At 46.3% G+C, this 20,667-nt stretch carries 19 protein-coding genes and 2 tRNA genes; 10 read left to right on the plus strand and 11 right to left on the minus strand.

Going from position 1 to position 20,667, the window contains the following annotated elements:
- Positions 1-19 precede the first annotated feature (19 nt).
- Together BM613_RS11640 and BM613_RS11645 are read right to left on the minus strand one after the other, a co-directional pair.
- Positions 20-589 (minus strand): isoprenylcysteine carboxyl methyltransferase family protein, encoded by a 570-nt coding sequence (locus BM613_RS11640; RefSeq protein WP_245926373.1) that lies wholly within the window; start codon positions 587-589, stop codon positions 20-22.
- 55 nt (positions 590-644) lie between these two features.
- A complete protein-coding gene (locus tag BM613_RS11645; protein WP_109431361.1) occupies positions 645-1,727 on the minus strand; it encodes a type III polyketide synthase in 1,083 nt (360 codons plus the stop codon).
- 112 nt (positions 1,728-1,839) lie between these two features.
- Between BM613_RS11645 and BM613_RS11650 the strand changes: the two genes are divergently transcribed.
- Positions 1,840-2,328, plus strand: coding sequence for a PaaI family thioesterase (locus BM613_RS11650; RefSeq protein WP_181363106.1), 489 nt, complete (start codon positions 1,840-1,842; stop codon positions 2,326-2,328).
- A gap of 23 nt (positions 2,329-2,351) precedes the next feature.
- Here BM613_RS11650 and BM613_RS11655 read toward each other — a convergent pair whose 3' ends face one another.
- Complete coding sequence (locus BM613_RS11655) at positions 2,352-3,191, minus strand: ABC transporter permease (protein WP_109431363.1); 840 nt, start codon at positions 3,189-3,191, stop codon at positions 2,352-2,354.
- A 93-nt stretch (positions 3,192-3,284) separates the two neighbouring features.
- Between BM613_RS11655 and BM613_RS11660 the strand changes: the two genes are divergently transcribed.
- Together BM613_RS11660 and BM613_RS11665 are read left to right on the plus strand one after the other, a co-directional pair.
- On the plus strand, positions 3,285-5,012 hold the full coding sequence (locus BM613_RS11660; protein WP_245926374.1) for an ABC transporter ATP-binding protein: 1,728 nt from the start codon (positions 3,285-3,287) through the stop codon (positions 5,010-5,012).
- Positions 5,009-6,811: an ABC transporter ATP-binding protein gene (locus BM613_RS11665; protein ID WP_245926375.1), complete on the plus strand. Its 1,803-nt coding sequence runs from the start codon at positions 5,009-5,011 to the stop codon at positions 6,809-6,811. The genes BM613_RS11660 and BM613_RS11665 overlap by 4 nt, the downstream gene beginning before the upstream one ends.
- On the opposite strand, the gene moaA is transcribed toward BM613_RS11665, so the two are convergent.
- From moaA to BM613_RS11690, 5 genes are all read right to left on the minus strand, one after another.
- Positions 6,794-7,804 carry a GTP 3',8-cyclase MoaA gene (moaA, locus tag BM613_RS11670; protein WP_245926377.1) on the minus strand — a complete coding sequence of 337 codons (1,011 nt, stop codon included), beginning with the start codon at positions 7,802-7,804 and terminating at the stop codon, positions 6,794-6,796. The two genes, BM613_RS11665 and moaA, sit on opposite strands and share 18 nt — an antisense overlap.
- A 196-nt stretch (positions 7,805-8,000) precedes the next feature.
- On the minus strand, positions 8,001-8,186 hold the full coding sequence (locus tag BM613_RS11675; protein WP_109431365.1) for a hypothetical protein: 186 nt from the start codon (positions 8,184-8,186) through the stop codon (positions 8,001-8,003).
- 60 nt (positions 8,187-8,246) lie between these two features.
- On the minus strand, positions 8,247-9,542 hold the full coding sequence (locus tag BM613_RS11680; protein ID WP_109431366.1) for a Ger(x)C family spore germination protein: 1,296 nt from the start codon (positions 9,540-9,542) through the stop codon (positions 8,247-8,249).
- Positions 9,478-10,629 (minus strand): GerAB/ArcD/ProY family transporter, encoded by a 1,152-nt coding sequence (locus BM613_RS11685; RefSeq protein ID WP_109431367.1) that lies wholly within the window; start codon positions 10,627-10,629, stop codon positions 9,478-9,480. Before BM613_RS11685 ends, BM613_RS11680 begins: the two co-directional genes overlap by 65 nt.
- Entirely contained in the window at positions 10,626-12,539 is a 1,914-nt protein-coding gene (locus BM613_RS11690) for a spore germination protein (RefSeq protein WP_109431368.1), read from the minus strand. Before BM613_RS11690 ends, BM613_RS11685 begins: the two co-directional genes overlap by 4 nt.
- Positions 12,540-12,746: 207 nt before the next feature.
- Here BM613_RS11690 and BM613_RS11695 point away from each other — a divergent pair, with 207 nt between their 5' ends.
- The gene (locus tag BM613_RS11695; RefSeq protein ID WP_109431369.1) at positions 12,747-13,247 is read left to right on the plus strand and encodes a hypothetical protein; all 501 of its coding nucleotides are present in this window, start codon (positions 12,747-12,749) and stop codon (positions 13,245-13,247) included.
- 189 nt (positions 13,248-13,436) lie between these two features.
- Here the strand turns inward: BM613_RS11695 and BM613_RS11700 are convergent, their stop codons facing one another.
- The gene (locus BM613_RS11700; protein ID WP_109431370.1) at positions 13,437-13,862 is read right to left on the minus strand and encodes a holo-ACP synthase; all 426 of its coding nucleotides are present in this window, start codon (positions 13,860-13,862) and stop codon (positions 13,437-13,439) included.
- Positions 13,863-13,971: 109 nt separating this feature from the next.
- Between BM613_RS11700 and BM613_RS11705 the strand changes: the two genes are divergently transcribed.
- The 5 genes from BM613_RS11705 to BM613_RS11725 all read left to right on the plus strand — a co-directional run bounded on the left by BM613_RS11705 (position 13,972) and on the right by BM613_RS11725 (position 17,484).
- A tRNA-Leu gene (locus BM613_RS11705) sits at positions 13,972-14,055 on the plus strand.
- A gap of 255 nt (positions 14,056-14,310) precedes the next feature.
- Complete coding sequence (locus BM613_RS11710) at positions 14,311-15,420, plus strand: glycosyltransferase (RefSeq protein ID WP_146192805.1); 1,110 nt, start codon at positions 14,311-14,313, stop codon at positions 15,418-15,420.
- 21 nt (positions 15,421-15,441) lie between these two features.
- Complete coding sequence (locus tag BM613_RS11715; RefSeq protein ID WP_109431372.1) at positions 15,442-15,654, plus strand: heavy-metal-associated domain-containing protein; 213 nt, start codon at positions 15,442-15,444, stop codon at positions 15,652-15,654.
- 94 nt (positions 15,655-15,748) lie between these two features.
- On the plus strand, positions 15,749-16,972 hold the full coding sequence (locus BM613_RS11720) for a molybdopterin molybdotransferase MoeA (protein ID WP_181363108.1): 1,224 nt from the start codon (positions 15,749-15,751) through the stop codon (positions 16,970-16,972).
- Between the two features lie 11 nt (positions 16,973-16,983).
- On the plus strand, positions 16,984-17,484 hold the full coding sequence (locus BM613_RS11725) for a GtrA family protein (RefSeq protein ID WP_146192806.1): 501 nt from the start codon (positions 16,984-16,986) through the stop codon (positions 17,482-17,484).
- Here BM613_RS11725 and BM613_RS11730 read toward each other — a convergent pair.
- Both BM613_RS11730 and BM613_RS11735 read right to left on the minus strand, forming a co-directional pair.
- Complete coding sequence (locus BM613_RS11730; RefSeq protein ID WP_181363109.1) at positions 17,444-18,721, minus strand: cation:proton antiporter domain-containing protein; 1,278 nt, start codon at positions 18,719-18,721, stop codon at positions 17,444-17,446. The genes BM613_RS11725 and BM613_RS11730 overlap by 41 nt on opposite strands.
- A 24-nt stretch (positions 18,722-18,745) precedes the next feature.
- Positions 18,746-20,314, minus strand: a complete 1,569-nt coding sequence (locus BM613_RS11735; protein ID WP_109431376.1) for a hypothetical protein — start codon at positions 20,312-20,314, stop codon at positions 18,746-18,748.
- Positions 20,315-20,465: 151 nt separating this feature from the next.
- On the opposite strand from BM613_RS11735, the gene BM613_RS11740 reads away from it, so the two are divergent.
- Positions 20,466-20,556, plus strand: a tRNA-Ser gene (locus BM613_RS11740).
- Positions 20,557-20,667: the final 111 nt, after the last annotated feature.

A 20,667-nucleotide genomic window follows, 5' to 3' on the forward strand; every position in this document is an offset into this window, starting at 1 on the left:
GTCCCCGTTCATTAACCCATTACAACGTTTTTTTCCAAAAGAAACCGCGCTTGCGCGTAGCCATGATTTCGCCATATTCCGTCCACTGCAGCCATGCGGTTTCTTCAAGGGCGATGCGGCGACGTAAAATCGCAAAATTTAGAAGAGAAAAGACAACTGCAGTGAAATATGCGTGAAAAATAAGTGGGAAGCTAATAAATTCCAAAGTCACTGCCAGGTAGTTTGGGTGGCGAATGTAGCGATAGGGGCCACGTGTTACTGGTTTTTCTAGAGGAGTTACAAATACCCGCACGTTCCACCGGTCGCCAAGTGTAAGAATACTCCATAAGCGTAACCACTGTGCACACGCAAAGAGTAGTAAAAAGGGGATCGATAAACTGTGAAACGCTGATTTAGCATACCAAATTTCGCTTAGTAAAGACAAGAAAAAACCGCTGTGCAAAGCATAGAAAATGCGCATTTGGGTTGCACCAACTTCAACGGCACCTGACTTTCGCATGCGAGCAGCGTTTCTCGCAGCCAAGCGCAATTCTAAGATGCGCTCAAGTGCGAGAAAAAGAAGGAAGGCGAATGCAATGTGAAGGTACATAAGAGACATCTCCTGACTGTATATAGGCGGTAAAAGGGCGAGGAAATCATTGGTTCTAAGTGAACTCTAGCAATACTTGTTCACACGAAAAGCCTGGGCCTAGAGCTGCTAGAATGCCGTATTTTGCTGTTGTGGAAAGTGTTTTTGGCATTTGTTCAAGCATTTTCTTTAGTACAAATAAAACACTAGGCGAAGACATGTTTCCGTAGCTTGAAAGGACTTCACGTGCCGCGTCCAGCCATGATTCTGGGATGCTAAGAGCGGTTTGATAAGCTTCCAGTACTTTCGCCCCACCAGGATGTGCGATAAAAGCACTCAGTTCATGTCTTGTGATTTGATAGTCATCAAGTAATTGACTGACTTGATCGGCCATTTCTCGGCGGACGAGTGAGGGAATGTCACGCGAAAAAATGACCGATAACCCTTCATCACGTACATCCCATCCCATGACAGCTTCGCTATTTGGCCAAAGTTGCGATTTGGAGCCGACGATACGAGGCCCATGCAAGTTTAAACCGGTATTTGCGATGCGTTCTTCTCCAATGATGAGGGCTGCGGCTGCTCCATCGCTAAATAATGCAGTGCCTATCAGATTGCTTTTGGAGTGATCGCCATGAACAAAGGTCAGTCCGCACAACTCGACTGCGATGAGTAGCGCAATATCTTCTGGATGCGCTTTTATGTAATCAGATGCACGCGCGAGTCCAGATGCCCCACCAGCACAACCAAGTCCAAAGAGAGGCATTCGCTTTACATCTTCGCGCAGTGACAAAGCTTGTGCAATTGGAACGTCGAGACTCGGGGTGGCGATTCCTGTGGAAGAAACAAAGAAGATGGCATCTACTTCTTGTGCTTGAATCTGGGCTTTGTCTAAAGCGGCGGCAGCAGCTTTTGTTCCTAACTCAACAGCGGCCTTCTGATAGGTTTCGTTTTTTTCTTGAAATGACTTTGGAGTCGTAAACCATTCGAGTGGCACGCAGAAATGGCGCTTTTCGATCGCGGCATGATCGAATACAGGTAATAATCGATCGAGATCGCGAAAACTGGAGGCAAAAAGTTGACGAGCGACTTCTTTTGCTTCTTCGCGCGTAACGATATAAGGAGGAACGGCAGTTTCCACAGCAGCAATCATGGGCATTGTGTAGGTCACCCCAAATTTTTACTATATGGATAGTTTGTCTTGCTGGCATTGTTTTCATCCAAGGCTTATGATGAAACTAATGTTGTTGTGGGAAAGAGGAGGGATGCAGATGCGCGAAAAGATTAATGAATTGCTGCGTGCGATGAGTGAACCAGAATTAGAACAAATCTACCATTTAATTGAGGCAAAAAATCGCACATATCATCAACCTTTGGCGTTTTTATTGGAAGTGATGCATTTTGAGGCGATCGAGGAGACAGCAAATGGATTTTGGTATCAGATGAAAATTACAGATGACCTGCGCAATCGCTATGGGATTGTCCATGGGGGAGTGATTACAACTTTCATTGATACAGCGATGGCAGAAACAGCTTTTGCTTTAGATGGCGAGTTGAAAAAAGCAGTGACACTTGATTTGACAGTGAATTTTGTTAAACAAGCGGTAAATGGCACTTTACGCTGTCAGGTTACACCAACGCAAAATAGCTACCGACTCGCCTTATTTACAGCGTATGTCACGGATGAAGTGGGCGATATCATCGCGACGGCAACCGGTCACTTTTACAAATCGTTGCGCCAGACACAAACACAAAATTAAGTGGGTATAGCATGGCGTTTTTCTTATTTGTCGTGTATAGATGGTTCTATGCGGTCTTTGCGCAAATTGTAGAGTGTACGCCACAACACAGTGAGCAAAGGAAGAGGCAGTGCAATCAAGAGTAAAATAAGTGCCAAGGGCAAAGCTGTTGGTAATCCCTGTTCTTCTAATGAAATCCATATTTCTACAGGGAGTGTATGTGGATCATAAGCTACAATGATCACTGCACCAAAAGCACCGAGCGCTCGTGCAAAAGCCATCGCAACACCTACCGTAAGACCGGGGAACGCTAAGGGGAGGGTCACACGCCAAAAAGTGTGCCAAGGCGTCAATCCAAGTGCCAAAGCAGTTCGTTCGAGACTCTGATCGACTTGTGAAAAGGCCGCAATAGAGGAGAAAATGTAATAGGGCATGGCTTCGTAGATTTCAGCAATGACAATTGCCAAATCGCTATTTGATGCAGAAATTTGCAAATGTGCAAGAACACTGCCGATCATGCCATAGGGCCCGTAAAAATACACGAGTAAGAGGCCGATTACAAGTGGCGGCATCAGGAGTGGAATATACAAAAAAAATTCGACGAGACGCCATTTAGGACTGGGATTTCGCGCTAGTTGCCAACCGAGCGGTGTACCAAGCAGGATAATCACGAAAACGGCAAGGAGTGTTGAGGAAATGGAGATCGAGATGGCTTGTTGCGCGCGATCACTCAGAGTTTCCCACATGGTGGAAAGTGGGGCGTGAGTGAGCAGTGCAACTAAAGGAAGAAGAAGAAAGGCGAGTCCAACGAGCCCAAGTAGAGAAAAGGAACTTCCTATTAAGCGATGTTTTTGTACAAAACGAAGGAAAGGCAAAGGATTCACCGTCCAAATCTAACGTAATGTCTCATTATGCTATAATGCCAAGGGATAGAAAAGGGTTGGGAGGGAGTTGCAATCGAAGACCCTAAGCATCTATTGCGACAATACCTCATCACTAAAAAATGGTCTTATACTACTGCGATTTTCTCCATCATTTTATCAGAAATTGTTTCCGTACAGTTTCCGCATGTATTAGGTGAATTCACAGATGCACTCTCTCGCGGGGCATTGACTTCCGTTCTCATTGCGCATTATGCGTTCGAATTACTTGTAATCGGCATACTCTATGTGTTGCTTTATGGCGTAGGGCAAATGCTAAATGGACGCAGTGGACGGATCTTTGAGTATCAGTTAAGAAAGAGACTGTTTGAACATTGGGAAAGTTTATCTACTGATTATTATCAACAGCGCAGTATTGGGGACTTGTTAAATCATGCGATGAACGATGTGCGCGCTGTGCGTGAAGCCCTTTCTGGCGGGGCAAATATTCTCACGAACGCAGTGTTTTTATTGCTTGCTACGCTTTATATGACGTTTACAACAATCAGCGTACAGTTGACCTTTATCAGTATGATCCCCATTTTACTTGTTCCCGTTTTAGTCGTCTGGTTTGGTCCAAAGATCCGGACTGCATCGCGTGAAGTGCAAGAAGCGCTTTCTGCGATGGCAGAGTTTACAGAGGAAAGTCTGTCGGCTGTTCGTTTGATCAAAGCCACCGCGAGTGAAGAAGTTGAGGCGCAACGCTTTTCTCGTAAGGTTCAGGAAATCGTGAAGCGGCAAATGCACATGGTCAAACGCAGTGCGATTTTTCAGTCCAGCATCCCATTACTTGGATCTCTAAGTTTTTCTATCGCCTTGCTCTATGGAGGGTTATTGACCGTTTCGCACAAGATTTTGTTAGGTCAATTTGTAGCGTTTACGCTGTATTTGGCGATGATTATTACACCATTGCAGCAAATTGGCTTTGTCATCAATAACTTTCAACGCGCTTCGGCGTCGCTTGCGCGTTTGCGCGTATTATTAAGCGCTCGTCCTTCGGTCGTCGATTCGAAAACGGCGATTTCGTTGCCTCATGTGCAGGGGGCAATTGAAGTGAAACTCGATTTTTTCCGGTACCCTAATAGCGAACATAAGGTTCTTGAAGGGATTGCTTTTTCTGTTCAGCCAGGACAGACCATTGGCATTGTTGGGCGGACGGGGGCAGGCAAAACGACGTTGGCAAACTTGCTCTTACGCGTTTTTGATCCGCCACGAGGTGCGATTTTTATTGATGGAGTTGACATTCGCGATGTAGTGCTGCGCGATTTGCGCACTGCGATCGCTTATGTTCCGCAAGATGGGTTTCTATTTTCGACTACGATCGCAGAAAACATAGGGTTTGCTAAAGCGGAGGCTACACCTTCAGAACTTATGCAAGCGGCAAAAGATGCAATGGTTTACGAAGAGATTGTGCGATTTAAGGAAGGGATGAACACGCAAATCGGAGAGCGCGGCGTGACTCTTTCAGGGGGGCAAAAACAGCGTGTGGCAATTGCTCGGGCATTGATCAAGAATGCACCGATCATGATTCTTGATGACAGCCTGTCTGCAGTGGATATGAATACAGAAAAGATGTTGATTACGCGTTTAAAGCAGCTTAGGACGAAGAAAACGACACTGATTATCGCTCATCGCTTATCGGCAGTGTTTCACGCTGATCAGATTCTGGTTTTGGATGAGGGACGCATCGTTGAACGAGGAACGCATGAGGAGTTACTACAGCGTTTTGGCATCTATCGAACCTTGTATGATTTGCAACAAGGGGAGCAGGGGGTGACAGTGTGAAGAGGAATGCAAGCAATGTCAAATCGGGCGTTGCGCGCGAGGGGGCCAACAGCCTGCTGCACTTGCTGCCTTTTGCTCGTCCTTATGCACTGCAATTTGTTCTTGTATTTGGCCTAATTGTCATCTACAATGCCACATCGGTGTTACAACCGTATCTCGTAAAGATCGCCATTGACAAAGAAATCTCTGGCCCTCATATCCACACGCGTGGATTATTTTTGATTACTGGGATCTATGTTTTGGTGGTACTGCTTGGGGTGCTAGCCAACTATCTGCAGATCGTTCTCCTGCAATATGCAGGGCAGAACATCATCCAAAAAATTCGTTTGGAGCTATTCACGCATATTGAGCGCCAAGCGATGAAATTTTTTGATGGCAATGCAATTGGTCGCTTGGTCACGCATGTCTCTAGTGACACAGAAACGATTAGTCAATTTTTTACACAGTTCTTTTTAAGTATGGTGCGTGATGGATTGTCGTTGGTGATGATTGTTGTCATGATGTTTGCTTTAAATGTGCGCATCGCCTTTTATGCAATGTTTTTGATCCCAATTATTTTTTTGGTTTCCGCCTTATTTCGCAAACGCCTGCGTATAGCGTATCAGACGACCCGTACGCGACTCTCTAATGTCGTTGCATTCTTAGCGGAAAATCTAGCAGGTGTGCGGATTACGCAAATGTTCCACCAGGAATACAGGCAGGCACAGCGCTTTGACGTGTTGAATCGGAGTCATCAGACAGCAAATATTCATGAGTACTATGTATCTGTGCAGTTTAATCGCGTTCTTGAACTACTAGGCAATGTAGCCGTTGCACTCGTCGTTTGGGTGGGTGGGGGAGAGGTGTTACACAAAGTCATTCTCTTTGGTACGTTGTACGCATTTATCAGCTACGTACGACAATTTTTTACACCGATTAACTCACTTACCCAGCAGTGGAATACACTTCAGTCTTCCATGGTGGCAGCCGATCGAGTATTGCGCATTTTACAGACAAAACCAGCGATTGAGGATCCTTTGCTACCGCAGGAAATCAAGTCAGGACTAGGTAAGATTGTGTTTGATCACGTGACGTTCGCATACAAACAAGGAGAAAACGTTTTGCATGACTTGACATTTACCATTGAGCCAGGATCGTTCGTGGGATTTGTAGGAGCGACAGGAGCTGGCAAGAGTTCTGTGATGAGCTTATTGATGAGGTTTTATGAAGTTTCGGAGGGGCGGATCTTACTTGATGACGTCGATATCAGACACTATCGACAGCAAGATTTGCGTCGCGTGATCGGGATTGTGCAGCAAGATGTACAGATTTTTAGCGGGACGGTGCTCGATAATATTCGCTTGTTTCAGACGCAGATCACGGAGGAACAGGTGATTCATGCTGCAAAGATTGTAGGGGCAGACGACTTTATTTGTAAGTTGCCAAATGGCTATCAGACAAACATTCTTGCGAAAGGAGCAAATCTCTCAATGGGGCAACGTCAACTGCTTGCCTTTGCCCGCATCGCCGTTCAAAACCCACGCGTACTCATTCTTGATGAAGCGACTGCAAGTCTTGACAGTCAAACTGAGCAGTGGGTGCAACGCGGGCTTCAGACGCTGGCAGTGGATCGTACAACACTTGTTATTGCACATCGACTCTCCACAGTTCGCGCGGCCGATCAGATTTTCGTGCTAGATCAGGGACGTATTGTAGAGACTGGATCACACAGTGAGTTGTTTGCCGCGCGCGGATTGTATCGACAACTATGCGAAAAATCGGGCGTGGAGAGCGCATATGTGTTATCCACCAATATGTGACATCTCGACTTTCGGGAGTTTGGGAGTTGACGCTGAACGCAGTTCTGAGTAATGGTCACTGCGCACATGCCAGATCTGCTTTAGCACGGCAGTTATTTCTTCGTCGCTTGTGCCACTGCGCAACAAACTTCGCAAGTCATGACCTTGCCCTGCAAAGAGACACGTATAAAGTTGCCCTTCTGACGAGAGGCGGGCACGCGTGCATCCGCCGCAAAAAGCGCGAGTGACCGATGCGATGACGCCGATCTCACCTTGCCCATCGACATAGCGATAGCGTGTGGCAACCTCACCTGGGCGATTTGGAGCAAGTGCTTCAAGTGGCCAGCGCCGTCCGATTGTATCGAGAATTTCCGCAGCGGTTACTACGTCATCCATACGCCAACCGTTGCTATTGCCAACGTCCATATACTCAATAAAGCGCAGGATATGCGGTGTGGAGCGAAAGTGTTCTGCCATTGTAACGATACTTTGATCATTTACATTGCGCTTGACCACCATGTTGACTTTGACGGGGGATAAACCCACGTCAGATGCGATGGCGATTGCTTCTAGTACTTTAGCGACAGGAAAATGCACGTCATTCATGCGGGTAAATACTTCGTCATCCAATGCATCAAGGCTCACCGTGATCCGTCGCAACCCCGCGTCTTTGAGAGTTTGGGCGAGTTTTGGTGTAAGTAGAGAGCCATTTGTCGTAAGTGCGATATCCGTGATGCCGTCAATCTTTGCGATCATGTCGATGAGTTTCCATAAATCGCGCCGCAAAAGCGGTTCTCCACCAGTCAAACGCACCTTTGTTACGCCAAGTTTTGCAAACTGGAAAACGAGTCGCGTAATCTCTTCAAAGGAAAGCAATTCACTGTGCGGTAAAAAGGCGAAATTTGGGCCGAATCGTTCCTTTGGCATGCAGTATGTGCATCGGAAATTGCATCGATCCGTTACAGAAATGCGCAAATCGCGCAGCGGACGTGAAAATTCGTCTACAAGCGGCAAGGACTTTTGCTGGAGGTCGGACGGTTTCGTGAACTCTTTACTGGCAGTAAGTTTGTCGTGGTGAGGATGTTTTGCAGTTTCCACTTCCGATTCCTCCTCGTCAGTGTGCAAATACAGTTGCCTTGTTCTCATCATACTGATCGCAAGTAGACATCGTCAAGCAAAGGAAGCGGTGAGATGAGTGAAACAAGTCCTTCTATACAAACGCGCCAAATACAAACTCAAGCCATGTACCGACGGCTCCTGCGATGATTGCACAAGCAAAGAGAACAAGCAAGGCAAGCGATCTGAATTCACGTTTGCGCCACAAGTGTGGCACGAGCGGTGCGGTCATCAAAAGGGCAATTAGTCCCGGAAAGATGTAATTAAGGACAGCTACCACAAAACGAATCCCCTTTGCAGTCTATCTATCTGTTGGTTCTTGAGATCGCGATAGCACTTTTTACTGCGCACCAAAAGGTGCTCGTTGCTTTCCGAAATTTGTAATTTCGATTTCGTATTGAACGATGAAACGTGCTTTATTGAAATGTTTTGTATAGTTGAACTGTCTCCAACTTTTTTCAGTTAAAAATCTCCATTTTATCGCGGGATAGAGTCCGATCGGGTCACCGCGAAACTCCTTTTGACAGCGATGTAACAACTTCACGGTTTCATGTTGCAGTTTTTGATCAAATACGCGTTCGAGCAAGCGGCGTTGCTTCGTGTCTTGTACATAATTGATCTCTGCTGTTGTGCTGTCTAATGTCGCGTCAAGCGGGACGTGGATGATGAAATGCAGTTGACCATGATCAAGGTGTGCGCGGATTCGCGGTCCAATAATCTGACGCAACAACAGGGTATTGCGACGGTCTGAGTGGTGGATGTCGGGCAACTCCATTAAAAAAGTGCCTATTTTTCGTTGCAGCAACAGCACGATGCGTGTCTCTTGTCCAGTCAATCTTCCTGCGGCGCGGTCGCCGCGATAGATCTCAGCGCCGATATACTGCAGCGGGTCATCGCCATTTTTTATTGGGAACTGTCCTGCGATTCGATTTTCAGACTGGTTAGTACTTTCTCCAGAGGAGGATTGTTTGTTGAGAGCGACAAGCCCCGTAAACGCTAAGGTGTCGCCAGACTCATTGGCAATCAAGAAATCATTGAGTGTTTCAACAGGGAGAAATCCTGTAAAAGTGTGTTGGTTGCGCATGTTCTCAATAAAATCTAGACTCGTAGAACCGAGTTTACTCAGATTAGCCCGTATCGTGTCGCTTGCATCATCGAGTGAAGTGACTAATAAGATGTCACGCCGATAACTGCGCGATCGCACCATCCCTTCTAATACGCGTGCAACGTCATTTTTCTTAGCGAAACTTTCTGAGATAATCGTTACTTTTAACTGTTGTGAGGTGATCATGCGGTCACTGCTGACATTGGCGATATTTTCGGCAACGCCAAATGAAGGAGCTTGAAACGTTGTGACAAGCGGTTTATGAACACCAGAGTGCTTAGGGGATTCAGTTGCGGGCGTAAAAAATTGGTAAGTAATCTTCAAGTTATTGTGTTTTCCTTTGTCAATCCCAATGACGGTGATGAACGCTAAGCTCTCGAGTTCATGGTTATCCCAACAACCTCCTAGGAACACACTGGCAAGACAGATCAAAAGAATTCGTCTGAATTGAATTCTGCGTTTGGATTTACGGTTGTACTGTGGCTGCGTCGGGGGCTGCTTGCTGTTCGGCGCTGGGGTTTTGCCCACCATTTGGTTTATTCCTCCACTTCTTTAGATATCCCACGATTAGAAATAAGATTGCAATGCCACCATAGAAAGGGAACCCGCGTTTCTCCAACATGATGTCTTTAAAGTCAATGGCATCCGACAGTGTGGGGGGAAGCAAGGCACCATAGTAGATCATGGCACCGATCGATGGGGCAAAGCGGCGAAAGTGCGGCGTGCGTGCAACGCTTGCTGCCATCAGGGAAAGGACGTAAAGCAGTAAGCTAAGGCGCGCAAAAGTGACAGCGAGCCAAGTTACAGCGTATACAGCTTCAATATGTTGAATGAATCTACCAAAATAGATTAACTTTGCAAGTTCGATAAACGGGAAAAACAGATGATCGTCGATTGGATAAGGAAAGACAAGTTGGATAATTACCAGGCCAATTGCACCAAACAGGATAGAGATTCCGGCAATTATATAAAAGCTATTGCGAAACGAACGATAGCTGCGAACATATGGACGCAGCATCAGATATACGAGATATTCGCCGAAAAATCCTGAGTGCAAAACACCTTGCTTAAGTAATTGGGGAATGCCCGGACCAAGAAGTGGGGGCATGTAATCGATGTTAATCAGTGTAAAAGAAATGGCGATCAGGGAGAGAATCACGACCATCATAAGCGCGAACATGATGAGATTTGTACGTCCGAGCACTTCGATGCCGTAATACGCCGGGATGATCATGGCGACAATTGACAAAAACAACACGAGGTTGGGAGGCGTGGTCGGCAAAAAGACAACGCGAATTTGTTCGATGTCATAGTAGACGTTCATCGCCAGATCAAGTAACAGGGAGGTAAAAAGCGAAAAGCCAAAGAGGCTACCCATTACTCCGCCAAATGTGTCAATGAGTAAGTCGATCAGATTTTTATTTGGGTCTTTAAAAAGGGGCAATTGCAGTGCCACAATGGTTACGATTCCGATTTCTCCGACGAGCATCAACAGTTCTGGGGCGCTGTGGCCCCAGTGAATGAGAATCAGGATCGCTGAATCAAGACCTTTGCCGATGATAATAATCAACATGATCGCGATTAATTGCATGGAGCTGATGTGACCATCTTTGATCATTCACGGGTCTCCTTTTGTTTCGCGCTATTCTTCGCTGTTACAGGTGCTTTCGCTTGGTTTGACGCGTCTTCTAGTAAGTCATCTTGTTCTAAAATTTTCGGTTGATCGGTTGGCAAAGTACGCAAAGAAGCTGGTCGTGTCTTGTAGGCGAGAACAGATTTGCGCAAAAATCCTTCTTCTTTACTGCGCAAAGGAGCGAGTGGAGTGAGATAAGGCAAGCCAAATGACTGCATCGAACTCATATAGACGACCATGAGACTAAACATCAAGGCAATGCCAAAAAAACCAAAAAAGAAGCTGTCAATCGTAAAGCTATAACGCAGAATGCGAAACGCGTAGCCGATCGATTGGTTGGGGATGGCGTAGGAACCAAGTCCAGTCAAAGCGACGACAATGACGACGACAGGACTTACGAGGTTCGCGTCGACTGCAGATTGACCTAAAATCAATGCACCGACAATCCCGATCGTTGAACCGATGACATGTGGAACGCGAACGCTCGCCTCGCGAATCAGTTCAAAGGACAATTCGAGAATCAATACTTCCACAATGGTTGGGAAAGGAAGATTTTGACGCGCGGCGGTCATTGCGATCAATAGGTCAGATGGGATCATTTCTTGCTGAAAATTGGTAAGTCCTACATACACACCAGGTAATATGAGTGCGATGAGCAGCGCGATAAAGCGGATGAAACGCAAAAAATTCGCATACCAGACGCGAAGCTCGGCGTCTTCAGCAGTTGTCAGTTGCATCCAAAATGTCGCAGGTGCAATGATGGCGAGTGGCACATTGTCTACGAGTACCGCAACCTGGCCTTGTGCGATATAGCGCGCGCACAGATCGGGGCGTTCTGTGTAGATGAGAGTTGGGAAGATCGAGCGCCAATGATCTTCTAGATACTGCTCAACCAATCCTGAGGCGACGAGTGGGACTGGACCGATATTGGCGATTCGGCGGTGCATTTCTGCGAGCAGGCGCGGATTTGTGACGTGTGTCATCGAGCATACACAAACGCGTGTACGGGCTGTGTCTTTGAGCGTGATTGATTCGAGAACTAGGTCTGGACAACGCAAAATCCGGCGCAATTGCGACATATTGCCCTCAATGCTCTCTGTAAATGCTTCTTGGGCACCACGAATCACCATTTCATTGACTGGCATAGAGATGGAGCGCTTTTCAAAGCGTGAAAAAGAGCAGACAAGCGCCTCTGCCATGCCTAAGAAAAGGACGACATTGCCTTCGATCACCGCGTCAGCAAGTTTTGGCAGCTCGTTTTCCAGAGTATATTGCCTACAAGGCAGACGTGCAGCAAGTTCTTCCATATGATGAATGGGTTCCTCAAGATGAACGATTGATGTGAGAATGAAGTCTTCAAATTCTTTGGTATCAATCGCAATATGGGAGAATGCAGTCACTACTTTTTGCTTCGCTTTTGTGTAATGCGTGACAAAATGAATGTCTGTATTGCGCGGATAATGCAATAAGCGTTGCAAATACTCGACTTGATCAGAAAATGTGAGAGGGAGGTGATGTTTTTTTTCCGCATCGTCCAAGTGTTTCATTGGATTATAGGTTGTTCCGCGTTCTTCGCCAACTTTTTTCTGACGACGTTCGACAATGCTCATTCGTTTGAGATCATGAATAGGGATCGCCTGATCGAGGCGTTTAGGTGTTTTCTTTTCCTGGTTATGTTTCTCTGCTTTGGGAGGAGCAGAGGAGGGGGAGGAGTTTTTTGTGATTTTATTTTCTTTTGCAGACGAGGGGGACGGTGACTCGTTGGCGCTTGTGCTTTGCTTTTGTATCCCTTCTCGATCACTTGCGGAAGGACTTAAGCTAAAGCGGGTGCGATAAGTTGACTCGCTTTCGGATAACTTCACGATCCAGCGGAGTATCTCCTGAAATGCGTTCACCGTATATTCCTCCCGATCAGCCGTTAGATGTCAGTTTCGCCTCAGTAGTGGGTGTCTTGCACTACGTTACCCAATTTATGGGTGACTTATGTGTCAAAGCAAGTGTTTTGAAAGTAGAGCGTCTATACGTTTTATTGCTTGAAGACATAAGATAAAAGGAGACAGAGGCCACCTAATACCTGTCCTTTACGCAAGGGAGGGGGGACATTGAATGGAGATCAAGAGGAACGTGCACAAGCGACGAACCTCGCTCTCTTGAAGCGATTGATCGGTGTCAAGTCAGTTCATTATGGAATTGATCTGTTGACTGCTGCGTTGTTACTTTCAGGGCAGTTACAGCCAGTTGGGATGTTTGTTGTTCCTGAAGGGTTTATGTTATCTCTGTCTGGTCCCTTACTCGGTGGTGTCACGATGAAAACAACAACTTCAGGAGCAAAGTTTGTTATGGCTGGACTCGAAGTGATCACCGCAGTGTTTTTGATTGCGCGCGTATTTGGAACGACTGGTGTCTACGTATCATCACACCGCTTTTCGATTGTCGTTGCCGGATTGCCGATAGGCAGCGCCCCACCTGTGGCAGCACTGCCAGGGGTTCCAGAACAGGTGTTACATCAATATGAGGCGCTGTTGATGCGCCATTTTGGTTTAATGAAGCGAAGAAAAAGAGATGTAGGCAATGGGATGCTAAGAAGAAAACGAAAGCGCTAAGATGGTCTAAGATGGTTTTGAGCGAAATGGAGGAACGCTCAGTGGCGAATGAAAAGTGGAAGCTCAGCGAGGGGGCGATTTTTTATATCTTGGCATTTCTTGTCGTGTTTTTCTTCTTTTTTACGCGTCCGGCACCCATAGAGCCACCTAAGGGATAAGACTGAGTGAAAGCGGATCGCCGTTTTACGATTAGCTTAAAATGACAAATGCGATGGCGACTTCACGCGTGTGGGAAAGGCTTACTGAAAAGCGAGAGAGCTTGTAGTGGCGCGCGATTTGCTCCGCTTCTCCGTGCAATCGTAAAAGAGGAGCGCCTGACAGGTGAGAGAGCGTCTCAATTTCATGGAAAGAAACACCCATCGACCTGGCTTTGTGATCTACAGCGGCAAGCTGGCGTTTTGCATTTGAGGGGAAGTTTAGGAGCAAAGAGCCAAAAGCCTTCATGACAGCTTCCTTGGCGGCAAAGCGACCTGCTAAAATCTCTGCGCGGCGCGCAGCATTCACGCCTTCTATGAGTGCTAATTCTTGAACTGTATAGATGCGTTTCAAAAAGCGCGATCGCTGTGCTAAGCGCGCGATGCGTGCGATTTCCACAATATCAACACCTTGCACCATCTACGATTCCCTCCGAACTTTGTATAGACAACTCTACTTCGTAGTGTACCATAAAGTCTGTGCGGGATTTGACAAACTAATTTTGGATCGCTATAATCATTAACGTTACGCGGTCATGGCGGAATTGGCAGACGCGCAAGATTCAGGTTCTTGTGGGGGTAACCCCGTGGAGGTTCAAGTCCTCTTGACCGCATCCTAGATTCAGTACAAAAGTACAGGAAATTCTGCAACTTTTTAGTTGTAGATTTTTTTATTTTTTTTTATAAGTCATGGTGTTGATTCGCACATGTGGAAGAAGACTGTCATTTATTATGCCCTTTTCTTTATTTCCTAGAGAAAGCTTGTTGTTCATATTTCTATATAAAGTTGGAAATCCTATAAGGCGGCGTGCAGAGTGCACGTCTGTTTTATTTTTGAGCGACATGAAACGTTTTTTGGAGGGCTGGCATTGGTTAAGCACATACTGTTGTTTGCACCGGCGACGCAGGAAGAAGTGGGAATTACCACACGCTTGCGGCGTTATGAACGAATGTTACAAAGGTTTGGTATAGAAACGACTTGTGTAGATGCGGCCGATATATCTGTAAATGTACAGGCGAAGACATGGATACACATGCTTGATCCACATGGCGTTGCATGGCACTGGTCACAGTTTGGTCGCGGTGAACTGCATACGCTTGCAACTTGGTTGCGGCAATGTGGCTTTGGATTCAGTGTGCAAGTGACACGTTTCCCCATAACTCTTGATGCAGTGGAGGGGATGAGTGATTTTCTTGAGGCAGTATTCACGGAAGCGAGGGTCATTTTTATCTCTGCTCCAAAACTTGCACATCAGTTTACACAGAGGTATTTCCGTCATGCGCACAAAGTTCAACTCCTTGCGCCAGGAATGGATCTACAAGATTTTAAATTAATAAAAGATAACGGAGTCGAGGCAGACTCTATTGCATTAAAGCATCATGAACTGCAACGACGCTTACAGTTTGCCCGAGCGGGCAAGCGGATCGTGCTATACGCGGGTCGCATTGCAAAAGATCGATCACTCACGGTGTTTGTTCGCGTCATGGAGAAGTTACAAAAGCAATTTTCTGGAGTGCGTGGTATGATGGTAGGTCCAATTGAAGAGATAGAGGCGGCAAAACCACTTTTGCAGCAGTTGCAAGATGCGCACATTGCGTATATTGGCGCAGTTGACCACCTGTTTATGTCTGATATTTTCGCACAAGCAGAAGTCGTATGGGATCCGACGGCAAGTTTTGACGTTTCTGCATCGATTTATGAGGCCATGTGGATGAAGCGCCCGACACTGGTTAGCAGACAAGTAATTTGTCCGCATGTTCTCCCCTCACAAACCACATTTACATATGACACCGAAGATGAAGCACTGCAAGTATTGCAAAGGATCTTTGACGGGACAGCATCCCAAGCGGAGATTCTCCAACATGCGACACGATTTATCACAAAAGTAGATGAGACTGCACAGCTTGAGATGGTTAGTTTCTTAAGGCGTCTGAGTATGGAAACAAAGCGCGTTGACGGAAAGGAAAGTGTAGGCTAGATTAATAGGGAGGTGAAAAAGATGGCGGAAATGACGGTAAAAGTGCTTGGGATGACTTGCGATCACTGCAAACGCGCGGTCGAACAAGCACTTCAAGCGCTCCCAGGTGTCAGTAAGGCACAGGCGAATGTCGCAGCTGGACTTGCCACTATTGAGTTTACAAAACAACTGAGCGAAGAGGCTGTCAAAGTAGCGATCGAAGACGCAGGGTATGATTGGGGCGGCAAGGCATAACAAAGTGTGCGATGCAGATTGGATTCGCGAGATCGCGAATGCGGTCTGCTTCTTTTTTTCGTAGGATCTGCCAAAAAAGTATGGGGGAATGGAAATGGATGCTCTGATTGCAATTGAAGAAGCACTTCGTCGTCTACGATCTGCTGCGAGAATTTTACCTGCGCAAACAGTGCCACTGGATGAGGCATTTTTGCGTGTATTGGCAAACGACGTTCACGCGTTGCTAGATGTTCCGCACTATGATCGTGCGATGCTTGATGGTTATGCTGTGAAAGTCGAGGATATTGCGCATGCGACGCGCGAACAACCTGTTGAACTAAAGGTGATTGCAACGGTTGGGGCCGGGAAGATGCCAGAGGTAAGGGTAACACAGGGTACGGCGGTACGCACGATGACAGGAGCGCCTATCGCCCATGGAGCGGATGCGATTGTACGATTTGAGTATACAAAGGAAGTTGCGCGCGGTGGGGAGCGCATGGTACAGGTGTTACGAGTTGTTCCTAAAAGTGAAGCCATCCAAGAGCAGGGGCATGATATAGGTGCGGGTGAACTGCTGTTGGCCGCAGGGACAGAACTTGGTGCAATTGAAATTGCAGTACTAGCTGCACAAGGGTACGATTCGGTACAAGTTATCCAGAAGCCGCGTGTAGCAATTGTAGCGACAGGCAGTGAAGTGACACCACTTGGCCAAATGCTTCAACCTGGTCAGTTATACAACAGCAATACTCCTCTCATCCGTGCACTCGTGACAAAGGCAGGTGGTACTGCAGTAGTGTTTCCGCCTGTGGGCGATGAACCAGAAAAGTTGAAAGAGCGTTTACAAGAGGCGCTTACAGTTTGTGACATCCTTGTGACGACAGGAGGGGTATCCGTAGGTGACTATGATTTAACCCCTATGGTGCTTGAGCAACTGGGTGTAAAACGACTCTTTTGGGGAGTGTGGATGCGACCTGGTACGCCTGTGTATGCTGGAACTTACGAAGATCGGGTAGTTCTTTCGCTATCAGGGAATCCGGCTGCAGCTTTTGTAAATTCGCTTGTTTTGTTAATGCCGCTGTTAAAAATGGCGGTAGGTCAGAAGGACGTATTGCCTACAGTAAAAGCTCGCTTGAAAAATCCTCCCCATAAAAGGCAAGTAAAGCATACGAGGTTTTTTGCAGGGAACCTTGTGTATCTAGACAATGAGTGGTGGATTGATGTAAGCGGAGAACACTCGTCTGGCGTCATGACAAATTTTATTGGGAAAACTGCGTTAGCTCGATTAGATGCAGAAGATGAACTGGTAGAAGGAACACTTGTGTCTGTCATTCTTTTGTAAAAGTGGCGGGTATGAACCTTAGGGATTCGGCGACAATGGTAATACAATTGCGCATTGCGCTACTTGACAGCCTAGGAGATCGCTCGATGATATCTGCACGTCGCTTTTGGCCGCGCTACTTTCTTGCGAGTATCGCGAATGTTTTGGTCACTATGCTCGTTTTTCGATTGGCTTTAGTCAGCTTTGTTTGGTCATATGAGACTGCAACTATTTTTGCAGCTTGTGTCGCAATGCCAATCAATTGGTTGGCTGGAGAACAGCTTACTTGGCAAATTGGTTCTTCCTCGCGCTGGAAACGCGCAATTCGTTACTTTATCGTCTATGTGATTGGACTTTTGATCGAAGTGTTGTCCGTTCACTTGTTTGGACATTTGTTGAACTGGAGTCCGCACTTGGCAAACGCAGCTGCCATTTGTATTAGCTTTGCTTTCACAGGCCCCATGAATCATTTGTGGATTTGGTCGGATTGCATCATGCATGATCAGAAACGCTCACGCCTGTTTCTTCGCTGAGTTTTAAAAAATTGGCGAGAGGTCGAAAGGCGGGTAAAAGGAAAACAGAAGTTGCTAGGATAGAAAAAGTCACGACAAGATCAATAGATTTGGCATGAGGAAAATGCATTTGTAACAATTCATTTGCGAAAAGCGCAGGTATGACACCTGTTTGCCGATTGCAAGCACAAAAAATTGCCTCACGCATAGGGAAATCGCGCCAAATTAAGATTTTTACTGTGAACACCGAGAGAGGACGAGCCACAAGGATCAATAATAAGCTAGTTAAGATCGCACCCACGATTTCATCTGCGGAAGCTCTCATTGGGAAGGATAAACCCAGAGCGAGAAAAAGATAACTGCGTACGGCATACAGTAGCCATTCAAAGATCTGATGATCTAGTGCACTGCGGTTTGGGAGATGGACTCTTTTGTGCTCCCCTGATTCGTCATCAAACGTACTTTGTGAATCGAGTGGACGCGCAAAAAAACCTGTCGTGAAAGCCATTAAAAAAGGACTGCTATGTACGAGTGAACTGAGAAGACTCGAGAGCAAAAAAGAACTGATCACGCGCACCGTGCGAAACTTCCAGAGGCTTTGCTGCGGAAGTTTTTCGAGTACGCGTCCTAGCATATAACCAAATGCTACAGCACTTATCACTTGCCACGAAAGATCTAAAAACTGGATGCTAAGTCCGGAGTGATTCGGTTTTACGATGCTAAGTAGAGTTGTTGCAAATAGTGCAGATACGGGATCGTTTAAAGCAGATTCCGCGATGAGTAATTCTTTTATGCGATCACGCAGTGCAATGACATCTAAAAGCGAGATGAGTACAGTTGGATCAGTTCCTGCAAGAATTGCACCCATTAATAAATCCGTAAATAGTGTGAAATGTCCTAAAGAAAAACTAAACTGTGCAAATCCAAGTACGCTCACGCTGACGGCAACGCCAATCGTGGCCAAAAAAAGAACTGGTTTCCAAATTTTGCGCATCGTCTCCTTTGTGAGTTCTGCTCCACCATAAAAAATGAGCAAGGAAGCGGCGATTGTTAATGAAGTGCGAGAAGTCGCAAAGAGGATGAGGGTGTGTACATAGGGAATGATTGCATTGATTACGCCACCAAGCAATAGTAAAAGTGCGACGTCCGGAATAAAAAAGCGCTTCAGTCGTGGAAGGCGTGGCAACACATATGCAAATAGACTTAATACCGCGAGCAGCGCCAAGGCGGCGGCAGTTTTTGTGAGCAGCGCGATCACGTCCTTTGTTTCTAATTTAGCGATTTACAGATGGTCTTCCTTAAAGATCCATGGCAAGTTGTCTTCATTTATGCGTGGAAGCCAGTTTTTGTCGATCTTTACAGTTTGCGCATGAGACCTGTTATGTGGCGCTTGCTTTGTATAATCCGTGACATCCGCAGGCCACCATTTGATTGAAAGACTCGGCAATCCTGTCGAATCAGGCGGATTATAGGTCAGTTGACTTTGCGAGACAAGGTTTGTGCCAATTTGCAGTGATGTCGCAAAAGGGTTTGGCGTATAGAAAGTGATTCCTCGTAACTGCTCTAAAGTTGGGCGATATGTCCCTAAAACAGGGTCACGTACTTCGTCAATCGCAATGATTACGTGATGATCGTGGATTTTCACGTTAGCATGCAAATATTGTTGTACCTCATTATACTGTAATAATCGACTTGTGCGTGCGACAAGGATGTGTCCCTGTTCATATTCCTGTTTTAGGCGAATCAGAGCTTTGAGGTTGTCTCCATAAAAAGGCATACGATTTGGATTTCCCCCCAGATGTTGTGCGACAATCGAATATTCGTGATGTAATTTTAGATCAGCGAGGTGCTGGACTGAGAGTTGACTATGCAATTGACGCGGATTCCAATTCCATAATACGCCTAAAAGCGGTTGGTACCCATCGTCTGTATATCGATAAAATCCCCAGCATTTGTGTCCATCGCGCAATTCAATGGGATAAAGCATTGTGCGCTCACCAAACTTGCTGTCGCGACGTGTCCAGATAAATTTAACGCCACTTTTTAACATGAGATCTGCAATATAGTAAGGTGAAGCGGGGAGATCTCCTTGTTGATAGTTTGAGTCAGGATTTCCAAAATTACCAACGTTGCTTTCGTTGCCATGGTTGATCCAGACTGCATATTGAAGGTGATTTTCTTTTAGAGCATTCATTGCAATTTCGGCAAAGTGACGTTGAAAGAGAGTTGCATGCGAGTCCATCATGGAAAAATCCCCTAAGGAATGCAAGGAATCGATCCATCCGACCTTACTATAGAAAATGATCTCTTTGGCATCGTGTAAAAGATTTGGTGACAGGCGATAAAAATAGCTCATTTGATCTTGCCAAACCGTGTGTAAAGACTTGTCGAGAAATCCTGGACGGTCGGTGCCGATAAAGAAAAAAAAGGAATCTCCAACATCAAGGCCTAGTCCACGACCAAGCGGAGTGTCTTCTTTCGTATTTAAAAATCGGTGAATAAGTTCGAATTTTTGCAAGGTCATTCCATCGGTATCAGATGTGATTGCAAGCATCGCATCATATGGATAAGGAAATTTACGTAGCTGGATAGATTCGCGAGTCAGCTTCTCTCCATTGTTGATGAAGGGAGAAAGAGAGTGTAGCTGCTGTGTTTGCGAAGCGCGCGCGCGGTGTTTTGGCCACTCGCGATGAGTCAATGGTTTGGCAGTAGACGATGCGGTTGACTGTTTGTCTGTATTTGCGGCGCTTAGTCCTTTATGCAAAGCGGGACGCAGCAGGAAGCGCGCATCGACAATCATAAGAGCAGAGGTCAGCAGAAGACTGATCGTCAGTGTGCGCAGCAAGTTCATACATCATCCCTCGTTCTTGGTGAGGTCATTCAGAATGTAAAGCTGTATAAGTAGTGTGCGCGCAGAGGAGGAATGACATGCTGTAAAGGTTTTCTTATTGAATAAGGGTGGACAAACGCGCAAATTGTGCTATAATAATGCCTGTTCGCTTGGAGAGGTGGCCGAGTGGTTGAAGGCACTCGTCTTGAAAACGAGCAACGGCTAATACCCGTTCGTGGGTTCGAATCCCACCCTCTCCGCCAAAGAATAAAAAACGGCTATCTGATTTTTGGATAGCCGTTTTTTATTGTACGCCCGGCATGGGCGGAATCTTTAGGGTGTAAGTCCCGAACGGGGGTTGGCGACAAACCTAC

This window comes from Sulfoacidibacillus thermotolerans (assembly GCF_003144315.1).
In the GTDB taxonomy this organism is placed as follows: domain Bacteria; phylum Bacillota; class Bacilli; order Alicyclobacillales; family SLC66; genus Sulfoacidibacillus; species Sulfoacidibacillus thermotolerans.